General features: G+C 74.5%; 14 protein-coding genes. 8 read left to right on the top strand and 6 right to left on the bottom strand.

Annotated features, from left to right (window positions below):
• Positions 1 to 38: 38 nt before the first annotated feature.
• Positions 39 to 1,280 (bottom strand): MFS transporter, encoded by a 1,242-nt coding sequence (locus ACRB68_RS35140; protein WP_194293567.1) that lies wholly within the window; start codon positions 1,278 to 1,280, stop codon positions 39 to 41.
• A gap of 92 nt (positions 1,281 to 1,372) precedes the next feature.
• Between ACRB68_RS35140 and ACRB68_RS35135 the strand changes: the two genes are divergently transcribed.
• The 4 genes from ACRB68_RS35135 to ACRB68_RS35120 all read left to right on the top strand — a co-directional run bounded on the left by ACRB68_RS35135 (position 1,373) and on the right by ACRB68_RS35120 (position 4,374).
• Complete coding sequence (locus ACRB68_RS35135; protein WP_153540245.1) at positions 1,373 to 1,930, top strand: TetR family transcriptional regulator; 558 nt, start codon at positions 1,373 to 1,375, stop codon at positions 1,928 to 1,930.
• 7 nt (positions 1,931 to 1,937) lie between these two features.
• Positions 1,938 to 2,333, top strand: coding sequence for a hypothetical protein (locus ACRB68_RS35130; RefSeq protein WP_194293566.1), 396 nt, complete (start codon positions 1,938 to 1,940; stop codon positions 2,331 to 2,333).
• A 98-nt stretch (positions 2,334 to 2,431) separates the two neighbouring features.
• Complete coding sequence (locus tag ACRB68_RS35125; RefSeq protein WP_153540243.1) at positions 2,432 to 3,724, top strand: sensor histidine kinase; 1,293 nt, start codon at positions 2,432 to 2,434, stop codon at positions 3,722 to 3,724.
• Positions 3,724 to 4,374, top strand: coding sequence for a response regulator transcription factor (locus tag ACRB68_RS35120; protein ID WP_153540241.1), 651 nt, complete (start codon positions 3,724 to 3,726; stop codon positions 4,372 to 4,374). The genes ACRB68_RS35125 and ACRB68_RS35120 overlap by 1 nt, the downstream gene beginning before the upstream one ends.
• A 149-nt stretch (positions 4,375 to 4,523) precedes the next feature.
• Here the strand turns inward: ACRB68_RS35120 and ACRB68_RS35115 are convergent, their stop codons facing one another.
• Positions 4,524 to 4,976 carry a MarR family winged helix-turn-helix transcriptional regulator gene (locus tag ACRB68_RS35115; RefSeq protein ID WP_153540239.1) on the bottom strand — a complete coding sequence of 151 codons (453 nt, stop codon included), beginning with the start codon at positions 4,974 to 4,976 and terminating at the stop codon, positions 4,524 to 4,526.
• Between the two features lie 90 nt (positions 4,977 to 5,066).
• Between ACRB68_RS35115 and ACRB68_RS35110 the strand changes: the two genes are divergently transcribed.
• A complete protein-coding gene (locus tag ACRB68_RS35110) occupies positions 5,067 to 5,474 on the top strand; it encodes a MarR family transcriptional regulator (RefSeq protein ID WP_153540237.1) in 408 nt (135 codons plus the stop codon).
• Positions 5,475 to 5,485: 11 nt separating this feature from the next.
• Positions 5,486 to 6,589: an epoxide hydrolase family protein gene (locus ACRB68_RS35105; RefSeq protein WP_153540235.1), complete on the top strand. Its 1,104-nt coding sequence runs from the start codon at positions 5,486 to 5,488 to the stop codon at positions 6,587 to 6,589.
• Here the strand turns inward: ACRB68_RS35105 and ACRB68_RS35100 are convergent.
• The gene (locus ACRB68_RS35100; protein ID WP_153540233.1) at positions 6,564 to 6,818 is read right to left on the bottom strand and encodes a YciI family protein; all 255 of its coding nucleotides are present in this window, start codon (positions 6,816 to 6,818) and stop codon (positions 6,564 to 6,566) included. The two genes, ACRB68_RS35105 and ACRB68_RS35100, sit on opposite strands and share 26 nt — an antisense overlap.
• A gap of 95 nt (positions 6,819 to 6,913) precedes the next feature.
• On the opposite strand from ACRB68_RS35100, the gene ACRB68_RS35095 reads away from it, so the two are divergent.
• The gene (locus tag ACRB68_RS35095; RefSeq protein WP_153540231.1) at positions 6,914 to 7,774 is read left to right on the top strand and encodes a LysR family transcriptional regulator; all 861 of its coding nucleotides are present in this window, start codon (positions 6,914 to 6,916) and stop codon (positions 7,772 to 7,774) included.
• Here the strand turns inward: ACRB68_RS35095 and ACRB68_RS35090 are convergent.
• Complete coding sequence (locus ACRB68_RS35090; RefSeq protein ID WP_153540229.1) at positions 7,768 to 8,799, bottom strand: saccharopine dehydrogenase NADP-binding domain-containing protein; 1,032 nt, start codon at positions 8,797 to 8,799, stop codon at positions 7,768 to 7,770. The two genes, ACRB68_RS35095 and ACRB68_RS35090, sit on opposite strands and share 7 nt — an antisense overlap.
• 101 nt (positions 8,800 to 8,900) lie before the next feature.
• On the opposite strand from ACRB68_RS35090, the gene ACRB68_RS35085 reads away from it, so the two are divergent.
• Positions 8,901 to 9,863: a helix-turn-helix domain-containing protein gene (locus ACRB68_RS35085; RefSeq protein WP_153540227.1), complete on the top strand. Its 963-nt coding sequence runs from the start codon at positions 8,901 to 8,903 to the stop codon at positions 9,861 to 9,863.
• Here ACRB68_RS35085 and ACRB68_RS35080 read toward each other — a convergent pair.
• The gene (locus tag ACRB68_RS35080; protein ID WP_207709935.1) at positions 9,856 to 11,472 is read right to left on the bottom strand and encodes a multicopper oxidase family protein; all 1,617 of its coding nucleotides are present in this window, start codon (positions 11,470 to 11,472) and stop codon (positions 9,856 to 9,858) included. The genes ACRB68_RS35085 and ACRB68_RS35080 overlap by 8 nt on opposite strands.
• A complete protein-coding gene (locus tag ACRB68_RS35075) occupies positions 11,465 to 11,929 on the bottom strand; it encodes a hypothetical protein (RefSeq protein WP_235960686.1) in 465 nt (154 codons plus the stop codon). The genes ACRB68_RS35080 and ACRB68_RS35075 overlap by 8 nt, the downstream gene beginning before the upstream one ends.
• Positions 11,930 to 12,022 lie beyond the last annotated feature (93 nt).

The following is a 12,022-nucleotide window of genomic DNA, read 5'->3' as shown; positions in this document are numbered from 1 at the left end:
GGCTCCTGTCTTTGTCTTCGTGTGCAATGAGGGCGAGGTCAGGCCGGTCGGTGGCGCTGGTCGTGGCGGCGGATGGCGGGCAGGACCAGCAGTGCGGTCCCGGCCAGCAGCGCCTGGAGCGCGCACACCCCGGACCAGCCGTAGGCGCCGTAGCAGGCGGCCGCCGCCACGGCGCACACCGCCCCGCCGAGGAAGGCGGCGACCATGTAGACGGTGTTGGCGCGGCTGCGGGCCTCGGGCAGATGGGCGAACACGCGGGCCTGGTTGGCGATCTGGCTCCACTGCACCGCGACGTTCACCAGCACGATCGCGACGATCATCGAGGGGAGCGAGGTCCGGCCCAGCGCGTAGGCCCCGGCCGATCCGAGCGTCAGCGCGGCGGCGGCGGTCAGGATCGGCGACGGGCCGTGGCGGTCGATGACGCGGCCCGCCCAGGGAGCGGCCGCAGCCCCGGCCAGTCCCAGCAGCCCGAAGAGGCCGGCCTGGGCGCTGCTGAAGTGGTACGGAGCGTGGGTCAGGGCCAGCACCAGCGTGGTCCAGGTGGCGTTGTAGGCCCCGAACAGCGCGCCGTGCAGCAGGCAGGACTGGCGCAGCGCCGGGTGGTGGCGCAGCAGCCCCGGCAGGGAGGCCAGCAACCGCCCGTAGCCGATCCGGTCGGCGCGGGCGGCCTCGCGCGGCAGCAGCCACACCGTGGCCAGGCCCGCCAGGGCGGTCAGCGCGGCGGCCAGCAGGTAGACCGCGCGCCAGCCCAGCGCCTGCCCGACGACCCCGCCGACGACCCGGGAGCCGATGATGCCGGTCATCAACCCGATCTGGACGTTGGCCACCACCGCCGCGCGCCGCGTCGGCGGGGCGAGTTCGGCGGCCAGCGGCACCAGCACCTGCGGGATCACCGTCACCGCGCCGATCAGGGCGGCGGCCGCGGCCAGCGCTGACAGGCCGGGGGCGGCGGACGCCAGCAGCAGCGCCGCGACGGTCGCGGCCAGCAGGGCGGCCAGCAGCGGCCGGCGGCGCCGCACGTCCCCGAGCGGCACCAGCAGCGAGATCCCGGCGGCGTAGCCGAATTGGGCGCAGGTCACCACGATCCCGGCGGCCGCCGCCGACACCCCCAGGTCGCGGGCGAACAGTTCCAGCAGCGGCTGGGCCAGGTAGACGTTGGCGACGGTGGCGCCGCAGCACACCGCCATCACCACGAACAACAGCGGACGCGTCGCGGGGGTGCGTGCCTGGAGTCGCGGGGCTTCCGCCGGGGAGGCCCGCAACGAGCCGGTGATGGACACCGAGCCCTCCTTCATTCGAACGAACTAGTTGGTTCGGAATGTAGGCGATGCGGTGGAGGAGGTCAAACGAACCAGTTCGTTACCCTGGTGGCATGGCATACGACTCCACGGCGACCAAGGAACGCATCCTGGCGGCGGCGACCGCCGAGTTCGCCGCGCACGGCGTGGCCGGGGCGCGCGTGGACCGCGTCGCCGCCCAGGCCAAGGCCAACAAGCGCGCCATCTACGACTACTTCGGCGACAAGAACGCCCTGTTCGCCGCCGTGCTGGAGCATCTGATGGCCGAGCTGGCCGAGGCCGTTCCCCCCGGCGAGGAGGACCTGCCCGCCTACGCCGAGCGGCTGTTCGACTACCACCGCGCCCACCCCGAGGCGCTCCGGCTGCTGCTGTGGGAGGCCCTGGAGCTCGGCGACCGGCCCGTACCGGCCGAACAGGCCCGCACCCAGCACTACCAGGACAAGATCCGCGCCGCCGGAGGCGAGGACGACGCCGCCAGGAACCGGCTGTTCCTGGTCCTGGGGATGGTCGGCTGGAGCCTGGCCATGCCGCAGCTGCGACGCATGATCCTCGGTCCCGGGCACGACCTGGACGAGCTGCGCCACGTCATCGCCGGTGCCACCCGCGCCCTGTCCCGGGAGCCCGAGGTGTGACCGGCCCATGACCTGCGATCAGCCCCTGATCCGCACCCGGGCGGGCGGCCGGTGCCTTCTGGCCCTGTTCCTCGCGGGCCTCCTCCTCCCGCAGCACATCGACGCGCTCTTCGGGCAGGCCGGCCGCAGCACCGACCCCCGCAACCTCGCCGGAAGCTCGGGAGCGACGTACTTCCTGGGCTCCACGCTGGCGGCCGGCCTCCTGTGGTTCGCCTCCGGCCGCGCCGACCGCCTCCTCGCGCTCAGCGTGCCGGTCTTCGGCCTGGCCCTGTGGATCGCCCAGGACAACGGGCACGGACTGGTGGCGGTGTACGGCTTCGCCCTCGGCGCCGCGGTCGCGCCTCTCGCGCGCCGGTTCCCGCGCCTCAGCCCTGTGCCCGCCGGCGCCGCGCCGCAGTCGTAGCGACCGCTCTGGTTCGTCGAGCTTCTGGGGGTTTGCCCTACCATGATCACAGGGCGGGCACCGTGGGCAGCGGAGGCCGGGGGCGGGAAGTTGGAGACATGAGCGAAGCATCTGTGGCCGCACCGCCCACCACCCGCCCGTCGCAGACCTCCGGCCGGTTCGGCCGCGAGCTGGCGTACCTGCTGTCCGGAGCGCCCGTCGGCGCCGTCGCCTTCGCGGTCGCGATCGCCGGGATCGCCGCGGGCGCCTCGACCCTGGTCATCGGCCTGGGGATCCCCCTGCTCGTGGGGACGCTGGCCGCGGCGCGGGCGTTCGCACGGCTGGAACGAGGCCAGGTGGAGCGGGCGACCGGACGGCCCCTGCCCCCGCACCACTACCGGCACACCGAGGAGACCGGGATCGCCGGGCTGCTGCGCGCGGTGCGCGAACCCCAGTCATGGCGCGACCTGATCCACATGGTCGTGGCGTTCCCCGTCCGGGTGACGACCTTCTGCCTCGCGATCACCTGGACGCTGGGCGGTGTCGCGGAACTGCTGTACGCGCTGTGGTCGTGGCCGATCCCGCGCGACCCCGGCAAGACCGGTGTGCTCGACCTGGCGTTCGGCATCTCCTCGCGCGCCGCGGACATCGCGTTCAACATGGGGATCGGCGTCGTGCTGCTCGCCACCGCCGTCCCGGTCGTCCGCGGGCTCGCCGCCCTCCAGACCTCGCTGGCGCGGGCGCTGCTGACCAACCAGACCGCCGCGCTGCAGGCCCGGACCGCGCAGCTGGCGGCCGGCCGGCGCAGCGCGGTCGCCGCCGAGGCGCACACCCTGCGCCGGCTGGAGCGTGACCTGCACGACGGGCCGCAGCAGCGGCTCGTCCGGCTCAACATGGACCTGGAGACCGTCGCGCGGCGCCTGGACGACGACCCCGAGCGCGCCAGGCCGCTGGTCGAGGACATGATCGAGCAGAGCCGGGAAGCGCTGTCGGAGGTGCGCGCCCTGTCGCGCGGCATCGCCCCGCCGATCCTCGCCGACCGCGGGCTCGCGGCGGCGCTGTCCGCGGCGGCGGGCCGCTGCCCGGTCCCGGTGTCGCTGGAGGTCGACCTGCCCGGCCGGCGCTACGCGGCCATCGTCGAGAACACCGTCTACTACGTGGTGACCGAGGCCCTGGCCAACATCGCCAAGCACGCCCAGGCGACGCGGTGCGCCGTCGTCGTCACCTCGAGCCAGGCGGCGCTGCACGTCCGGGTCGACGACGACGGCCGCGGCGGCGCCCATCCGGGCAAGGGCCACGGCCTGGTCGGCCTCGCCGACCGGCTGGCCGCCGTCGAAGGGACGCTCGACATCACCAGTCCGTCCGGAGGGCCGACCGTGCTGACCGCTGTCGTCCCGCTCGCGGGCCACTGATGCGCGTCGTCCTGGCGGAGGACTCGCTGCTGCTGCGCGAGGGCCTGGTCCGCCTCCTGCAGGAGGCGGGCGCCGAGGTGGTGGCCGCGGTCGGCGACGGGCCCGCGCTGGTCGAGGCCGCGGCCGCGCACCGGCCCGACGTCGCGGTGGTCGACGTGCGGATGCCGCCCACCTTCACCGACGAAGGGCTGCGGGCGGCCCTGCGGATCCGCCAGGACCTGCCCGGCACCGCGATCCTGGTGCTGTCGCAGTACGTCGAGGAGAGCTACGCCGAGGACCTGCTCGCCGACGGCGGCGGGGTCGGCTACCTGCTCAAGGACCGGGTCGCCAAGCTGACCGAGCTGTCGGACGCCCTGGCCCGCGTCGTCGCCGGTGAAACGGTCCTCGACTCCGAAGTGGTCGCGGCCCTGTTCGCCCACCGGCGCCGCCGCGACCCTCTGGGCGGGCTCACCGCGCGCGAACGCCAGGTGCTGGCGCTGATGGCCGAGGGCCGCCGCAACAGCGCCATCGGACGCACCCTCGACCTGAGCGCCGGCACCGTGGAGAAGCACATCTCGGCGATCTTCGACAAGCTCGGCCTCCCGCCCTCGGCCGACGACCACCGCAGGGTCATGGCGGTCCTGGCCTGGCTCCGCGACGGCCCGGCATGACCCGGCGGGCGAGGACGCCGGCCCCGGCCGTGCTCGGGAACATGGAGGTCCACCCGTACTCCGCCCTCTGAGCACGCCGAGTTCAGCAGGAGCGATCTGAGTAACTGGAACGCGCCGGGGCGGACAGGGGCGCCCGCACGCGGGGCGGGTCAGCGCCCGGAGTGGTGCTCCAGCAGCCGGCCGAGCAGCCTGGTCAGCTGGTCGCGGTCGGCGGCGGGCAGCGGGGCGAGCAGTTCCTCCTGCACTCCCGCCAGCACCTCGTCCAGCCGCCCGAACGCCTCCAGTCCGGCCGGGGTGATCGTGATGACGTTCCGGCGGCGGTCCTCAGGGTCGGGGGAGCGCTCGACGAAGCCCTGCCCGGCCAGGTCGTTCAGCGCCGCCACCACGTCGCTGCGGTCGATGCCGGTCCGGCGGCCGAGCGCGGCCTGACTGGCCGGGCCGAACTCCTCCAGGGCGGCCAGCAGCCGGTAGTGGTGGCCGCGCGCGCCGGCGGCGGCGAGCCCCTCGGACAGCATCCGGTGCGCGTGCACCGACAGCTGGCCGAGCAGCCAGCTCGGCATCGCCCGAAGCCGCGCGGGCGTCTCGTTCTCGGCCGTCGTCATGCGCCTCAGTCTAGCCACTTGTTGGCCACCCCAACGAGTTGCTATCGTTGGGCATACCAACATTGGTGCTGCCAATTAATTGGAGTCGTCATGACGCCCACCCTCAGCCCGCAGGTCCTCGGCCGCGCCGAGAACGCCCACCGCGCCCTGCTGGAGAGCCTGCTGGCCGGCAGCGGCCTCGGCTACCCGCAGTGGGTCGCCCTCAAGATCGCCGCCGGGGCCGGCCCGGCGGACCGCGGCGACCTCGCCGCCCGGATCGCCGGCGCGCTGAAGACCGGCGCGCCGGCGGCCCGCGCGGCCCTGGACGACCTCGCCGCCGCGGGCCTGCTGGACGACGGCGGCCTCACCGCCGCCGGCCGCGACCTGCACGACCGCCTCACCGCCGCCGTCACCGAGGCGACCGCCCGCGCCTACTCCGCCGTCACCGCCGCGGACCTGGCGACCGCCGGCCGCGTGCTGGACGCCGTCACCGCCCGCATCGACGCCGAACTCGCCTGATGGAGACCCCCATGATCAAGCCGTTCCGCCTCGATGTCCCCCAGGCCGATCTGGACGACCTCGCCGACCGCCTCGCCCGCACCCGCTGGCCCGACGAGCTCCCGGACGCCGGCTGGGACTACGGCATCCCGCTCGCCCGCGTCCGCGAGCTCGCCGAGCGCTGGCGCACCGGCTACGACTGGCGCGCGCACGAGGCCGAGCTCAACCGCCACCCGCAGTTCACCACCGAGATCGACGGCCAGAACGTCCACTTCCTGCACGTCCGCTCGGCCGACCCCGGCGCGCTGCCGTTGCTGCTCGTCCACGGCTGGCCCGGCTCGGTCGTGGAGTTCCTCGACGTCATCGAGCCGCTGTCGCGCGACTTCCACCTGGTCGTCCCCTCGATCCCCGGCTTCGGCCTGTCCGGCCCGACCCGCGAACGCGGCTGGAGCCAGCACCGCGTCGCCGCCGCCTTCGCCGAGCTGATGGCCCGCCTCGGCTACGACCGCTACGGCGCGCAGGGCGGCGACTGGGGGTCGGGGATCTGCCGGGCCGTGGCGGCCGCCGCTCCCGAAAACGTCGTCGGGGTGCACCTGAACTACCTGCCCACGCCTCCGACCGGCCGGGAGGAGGGCCTGTCGGAGGAGGACCGGGCCAGGCTCGATCACATCAGGCGCTTCGCCGCCCAGCGCCCCGGCTACCAGGTTCTGCAGGCCACCCGCCCGCAGACCCTGTCCTACGCGCTGACCGACTCGCCCGTCGGGCAGCTGGCCTGGATCGCCGAGAAGTTCACCGAGTGGACCGACCCCCGGTCGGCGATCAGCGACGACCGGCTGCTGACCAACGTCATGCTCTACTGGCTCACCGCCACCGCCGGCTCCTCGGCCCGCCTCACCCGCGAGAGCACGTTCGGCAGCCCGCCCTGCCCGGCCCCGGTCGGCATGGCCGTCTTCGCGCACGACATCGTCCTGTCGGTCCGGCCCCTCGCCGAGCAGCTCTACGACATCGCGCACTGGAGCGAGTTCGACCGGGGCGGCCACTTCGCCGCGATGGAAGTGCCCGATCTGTTCGCGGACGACGTCCGGGCGTTCTTCGCGAAACTGGGGGCGCTCACCGCGTCCGGTGGAACTCGGTGATCTGGACGGTGGCCGCGCCGCTGGTGACGAAGGGGTCGGACGCCACCGCCGCCTCGACGTCGGCGCGGTCGCCCTCGGCGATGATGAGGCCGCCCGTGCGGGGTTCGAGCCGCCCCGCCATCTGGACCATGCCCTGCGCGAACAGCCCCTTCGGGTTGGCGTAGTGCTCGTCCTTGAGCTCGTCGATGGTGTCCAGCGGGGCCTGGTAGGTCAGCATGATGAGGAACATGCCTCCAGCGAAGCCCATCCCTTCGCCCGGACGCCAAGACCTCTCCGCCGCCGTGCCATAGGCTCCGCCCTATAGGTGCAGGCGAAGGCGGGGGAATGGACGAGCTGGCGGGGATCGAGATCCGGCACCTGCGCTACTTCGCCGCGGTGGCGCAGGAGGGGACGGTCACCGGGGCGGCCCGGCGGCTGCGGATCGCCCAGCCCAGCCTGAGCCAGCAGATCGGCGCGCTGGAACGGCGCGTCGGCACCCCGCTGTTCCACCGCAGGCCCCAGGGGATGGAGCTCACCGAGAGCGGCCGGGTGCTGCTGGAGGGCGTCGATCGGGCGCTCGGCGGCCTGCGGTCCTCGATCGCGGCCGCCCGGGGGACCGTCCGCGAGGTCCGGCTCGGCGTCTGCTCCGGCGTCCCGGACGCGGTGCTCGCCCGCGCCGAAGCCCTGATCGCCGGCGCCGGGCCGCTGCGGCCGGCCATCGAGCAGATCAGCTCCCGCGACCAGGAACGGCTGCTGCGCAGCGGCGAACTGGACTTCGGGCTGCTGCGCCCGCCCGCCGCCCGGGCCGTGCTGACGCTCCACCTCGTCAGCGACGAACCGCTCGGCATCGTCCTCGCCCCGGACCACCCTCTGGCCGGCCGCACCGCCCTCACCTGGGACGACCTGGCCGGCCGGCGCCTGCTCTGGTTCCCCTCGGCGCGTGCGCCCGACTACGCCGCCGCGGTCCTCGCCGCACTTGAGGCCAACGGCTGGACGCCCGAACTCGTCACCGGCGGCCACTCCAGCCACACCCTGTTCCGGCACGCGCTGCGCCGCGACACCGGCCTGGTCGCGCTCCGGCCGCGGCACGCCGTGGGCGAGGACTCCGGCCTGGCGTGGCGGCCCGTCGGCCCGAACCCGCCGCGCGAGCGCCTCGCCCTCGCCGCCCTCCGGAACGGCCCGTACGCCCGCATGATCGACTACTGACGCACCTCGAACGTCAGGTGCGGGGACAGCGCGCGCAGGAAGTCGGCCGCGTCGAAGATCTCCCCGGCGGAGGCGACCCCGGTGGTCCTGGTCCGCCCGCTGAGGATGCGTCCGACCGCCTCCACTGCGAGCGGCGCGGTGATGGCGTAGATGTCCCGGCCGCTCGCCGTGGCGCGCCGTTCCTCCTCGCCGGAGCGCACGACGACCTCGACGAGGAAGGTCTGGTCGGACCGTCCGCGCTCGTCGGCCGCCGTCGGCGCGGGCGTGTCCGGGGCCGACAGATCACCGACCGCGTGGGCCGACATGTAGGAGTGCACGGCGGGGACGGCCAGGTGGCTGGGGATCGTGACGACGTCGGCCATGCTGAACTCCCCGATGACGGACTGGACGCCCACCGGCTCGGGGAACGTCCACTTCAGCGTCGGAAGGGCGTCGTCGTGGTACTCCAGCCGCCCGCCGGCGAACCGGACGCGCCGGCCGTCCCGCCGTTCCCGGGAGACCGCGCCCGCGGCGCGCGTGCCGGCGGTCGGGTGCCAGCTGCTCAGCGCGTAGGCGATGTGCACCTCGTCGGCCGTCGTCCAGCCGCCCGTCGCCGCGGTGGCCAGCAGGTCGCCGAGGCCGCCGAAGAAGGCCATCGCGGGGACGATCACGGCGCCCTCGGCGCGGGCGCGCTCGGTGAAGTGCGCGAACGTGTCGGCGTTGGCCTCGATCTCGGCCGCGACGTCCACGTAGGGGATGCCGGCGCGCAGCGCCGCCTCGATCACCGGGGCGGCCGTGTCGGCGAAGGGCCCGGCGGCGTTGATCACCGCCGCCGCGCCGGCCAGCGCGCGGTCGAGCGAGGCCGGGTCGTCCGCCGTCGCGGGCCGGACGTCCAGCCCGGGGAAGGACGCCGCCAGCGCCTGCAGCCTGCCCGCGTCACGGCCGGACGCGATCGGGACGAACCCCCGTTCCAGCAGCTCCGCCACCACGAAGCGCCCGGTGTGCCCGTACGCGCCGAATACCGCGACATTCTGTGCCGATTCCATCGTTTCCCCCGCCATGCTCGCTTGATCCGATGAGGAGATCCTCGCGGGAACGGCCGGCCCGCACGAGTGTCTGGAACGCCATGCACCGTACAATTCCGGACATGAGCACAGTCGCGGTGGCCATCACCGACGGAATGCTGCACTTCGAGCTGTCCGTGGCGTTCGAGGTGTTCGGCCCCGCCCCGGCCGCCGTGTCCGGCCCCTGGTACGACCTCGTCGGCTGCGGGCCGGGCGCCGTGCGGGCCGGCCGGTTCCTCCTGGAGCCCGACCACGGCCTGGACCGGCTGGCGGACGCCGGCACCGTGATCGTCCCCGCGTGGGCCGACGTCGACGTGGCCCCGCCCGCCGACCTGATCGACGCGGTGCGCGCGGCGCACGAGGCGGGCGCGCGGGTCGCCTCGCTCTGCACAGGGGCGTTCGTGCTGGCCGCCGCCGGGCTGCTGGACGGCCGGCGCGCGACCACGCACTGGGCGCACACCGACGACCTGGCCGCGCGCCATCCCCGGGTGGAGGTCGACCCCGGCGTCCTCTACGTGGACGAGGGCAGCGTGCTCACCTCCGCCGGCAAGGCCGCCTCGCTGGACCTGTGCCTGCACCTGGTCCGCCTCGACCACGGCGCGACGGTCGCCAACGCGGTCGCGCGCCGCCTGGTCGTGCCGCCGCACCGGGCCGGCGGCCAGGCCCAGTTCGTCGCCTCGCCGATGCCCGACCGGACCGGCCACCCGCTCGGCGACCTGTTCCCGTGGGTGCTCGAACGGCTGGACCACCCGCTGACGGTGGAGGACCTGGCCCGTCAGGCCGCTATGAGCTCGCGCAACCTCGGCCGCCACTTCAGGTCGGTGGCCGGCACCACCCCGCTGCAGTGGCTGCTGATCCAGCGGATCCGCCGCGCCCAGGAACTGCTGGAGCGGACCGACGACAGTGTCGAGGTCATCGCGGCCGCCACCGGCATGGGCACCGCCACGACCCTGCGCCGCCACTTCAACCGCACCGTCGGCGTGCCCCCCGACACCTACCGCCGCACCTTCCGCAGCTCGCACGCCGATGCGGCCGGCGTCAGATGATCTCGAGGTTGGCCATCATCCCCATGTCCTCGTGCTCGGCGTTGTGGCAGTGGAAGAGGTAGCGGCCGCGGTAGCCGTCGAAGCGGGTGATGATCTCCGCTGACTCGCCCGGCCGCAGGGAGACCGTGTCCTTCAGTCCCGCGTCGTGGGGCAGGGGCGCCCGGCCGCCGCGCGAGAGCACCCGGAAACCGACCAGGTGCAGGTGGACGGGATGGTGGACGTCGGCGACCAGCCGCCACACCTCGACGTCGCCGAGCCGGGCGGTGACGTCGGTGCGGGCCGGATCGAACGGCAGCCCGCCGATCAGCCATCCGTGGCCGCCGTGCATCCGCCCGGCCCGGAAGGAGAAGTCGCGCACGCGCACGGCGTCCGACCGGCGCCACTCCGGCAGGTCCCGCGACAGGACGCGCGGCACGCGGCTGTGGTCGGCGGCCTTGCGCACGACCCGGAAGGCCATCACGTCGCGGGTCCGCCCGGAGCCCAGCCGGTTGACGATCCGGACGCGGCCGCCCACCGGGACCTTCGCGAAGTCGACGACCACGTCGTAGCGCTCGGCCGGCGCGATCGGCAGGGACCGGTGGGCGACCGGCGCCGCCAGCAGCCCCTGGTCGGCGCCGACCTGGACCAGGTCCAGCCGGCGCCCGTCGTCCAGGACCGCCTCGAGCTCGTAGTGCCGGGCGTTGGAGGCGTTCAGGACGCGCAGCCGGTACCGGGCCGCGTCGGCCTCGTGCAGGGGCCACGGCGCGCCGTTGACCAGGATCACGTCACCGAGGACCCCGGCCAGGTAAGGGTCGCGGACGCCCGGCCGGGCCCGCAGGGCGGGGTCGAGCGCGGGGTAGGCGAGGGAGCCGTCGGCGGCGAACGCGCGGTCGGCGATCACGAGGGGCAACTCGCGCCGCCCCGAGGGCAGGCCGAGCGCCTCCTCGGCGTCGTCGCGCACGATGTGCAGCCCGGCGAGGCCCCGCCAGATCGCCGGAGCGGTGAAGTCCATCCGGTGGTCGTGGTACCAGAGCAGCGTCGGCCGCTGGTCCAGCGGGAACGTGTAGTCCCGCGTCAGCCTGGACCGCACCGCCCGCGGATCCCGCATCCCCTGCATGCCGTGGCCGCCGTGGCCCATGCCGTGGCCGGCCTCCTGCCACCCCTCGGGCAGGACGAGATCGGTGGGGTACCCGTCGGACGCCGCCGGGGTCCGTCCGCCGTGCAGGTGCACCACGGTCGGCACGGGCAGCCGGTTGTGGTGCGTCACGGTGACCGGCCGGCCGCGGCGCGACTCGATCGTCGGCCCGGGAAAGGTGCCGTTGTAGGTCCACAGCGGCGTCTGGACGCCGGGCAGGATCTGCGCGCTCGCCTGCCGCTGGGTGATCTCGTAACGGTCGGTCCCGCCCGCGGTGCCGGCCGGCGCCAGCACGGCGGGGATCGGCAGCGGCGCCTGGAACGGGGGCGGCAGCGGCAGGGCGCTGCGCAGTTCGGCGCCCGTCGCCGCCGGGCGGCGCGACAGCGCGGCCGCGGTCGTCAGTCCGGTGGCCGTCATCAGCCCGAGCGCCCCGCCGATGCCGAGCACCTGGCGCCTGGCCATTCCGCGGGGCTCGTCCCTCTCCTGCTCACGCATCGGCTTCGGCCTCCGGCTGCCGCTGCCCGGCCCGCCACAGGGGCAGGCGCCACACGCCGACGAACATCACGGCGAGGCCGGCGATCGTCAGCACGCCCAGGGGGAGGTGCAGCCACAGCGCCCCGTCCAGCCCGGCGAAGTACTGCACCGTCTCGGCCGCGACCAGGGCCAGCGCGGCGGCCGCCGGCCAGGCCCGCCGCAGCCGGACCCAGACCACGATCGCCGCGATCAGCTGCAGGTAGCCGGCGTAGGTGACCAGGTCCGCGCCGGCCGCGTGCCAGCGCAGGCCGTCGTAGTCGCCGCTCAGGTACACCCCGGCGAACACCGGCTGGCCGAAGATCACGGCCATGTGCGCGCTGACGACCGCCCGCAGCGCCCACCCGGCGGGTCTCGTCCGTGGCGCGGCGCCCGCCCGGCCCGTCGGGGCCGGGCGGAACCTTCTGGCTGCGGTGACCATGAGGCCCCCTCCTTCTCCGGTGCTCGATCAACCGCGAAGCTATGCCTCCAAAGTGATCACGTCAAAGATCAATATTGCTATCCTGTTATGTCC

Origin of the sequence: Actinomadura macrotermitis (assembly GCF_009604375.1) — a bacterium.
GTDB classification, from domain to species: Bacteria; Actinomycetota; Actinomycetes; order Streptosporangiales; family Streptosporangiaceae; genus Spirillospora; species Spirillospora macrotermitis.
The sequence above is the reverse complement of the archived record's forward strand: the minus strand, read 5'-3'. Positions and strand labels throughout refer to the sequence as shown.

Bases quoted from the DNA above. Each gene is read 5' to 3' on its own strand.
- ACRB68_RS35135 (WP_153540245.1), top strand. From the start codon at position 1,373: ATGGCATACGACTCCACGGCGACCAAGGAACGCATCCTGGCGGCGGCG.
- ACRB68_RS35130 (WP_194293566.1), top strand. From the start codon at position 1,938: ATGACCTGCGATCAGCCCCTGATCCGCACCCGGGCGGGCGGCCGGTGC.
- ACRB68_RS35125 (WP_153540243.1), top strand. From the start codon at position 2,432: ATGAGCGAAGCATCTGTGGCCGCACCGCCCACCACCCGCCCGTCGCAG.
- ACRB68_RS35120 (WP_153540241.1), top strand. From the start codon at position 3,724: ATGCGCGTCGTCCTGGCGGAGGACTCGCTGCTGCTGCGCGAGGGCCTG.
- ACRB68_RS35115 (WP_153540239.1), bottom strand. From the start codon at position 4,976: ATGACGACGGCCGAGAACGAGACGCCCGCGCGGCTTCGGGCGATGCCG.
- ACRB68_RS35110 (WP_153540237.1), top strand. From the start codon at position 5,067: ATGACGCCCACCCTCAGCCCGCAGGTCCTCGGCCGCGCCGAGAACGCC.
- ACRB68_RS35105 (WP_153540235.1), top strand. From the start codon at position 5,486: ATGATCAAGCCGTTCCGCCTCGATGTCCCCCAGGCCGATCTGGACGAC.
- ACRB68_RS35100 (WP_153540233.1), bottom strand. From the start codon at position 6,818: ATGTTCCTCATCATGCTGACCTACCAGGCCCCGCTGGACACCATCGAC.
- ACRB68_RS35095 (WP_153540231.1), top strand. From the start codon at position 6,914: ATGGACGAGCTGGCGGGGATCGAGATCCGGCACCTGCGCTACTTCGCC.
- ACRB68_RS35090 (WP_153540229.1), bottom strand. From the start codon at position 8,799: ATGGAATCGGCACAGAATGTCGCGGTATTCGGCGCGTACGGGCACACC.
- ACRB68_RS35085 (WP_153540227.1), top strand. From the start codon at position 8,901: ATGAGCACAGTCGCGGTGGCCATCACCGACGGAATGCTGCACTTCGAG.
- ACRB68_RS35080 (WP_207709935.1), bottom strand. From the start codon at position 11,472: ATGCGTGAGCAGGAGAGGGACGAGCCCCGCGGAATGGCCAGGCGCCAG.
- ACRB68_RS35075 (WP_235960686.1), bottom strand. From the start codon at position 11,929: ATGGTCACCGCAGCCAGAAGGTTCCGCCCGGCCCCGACGGGCCGGGCG.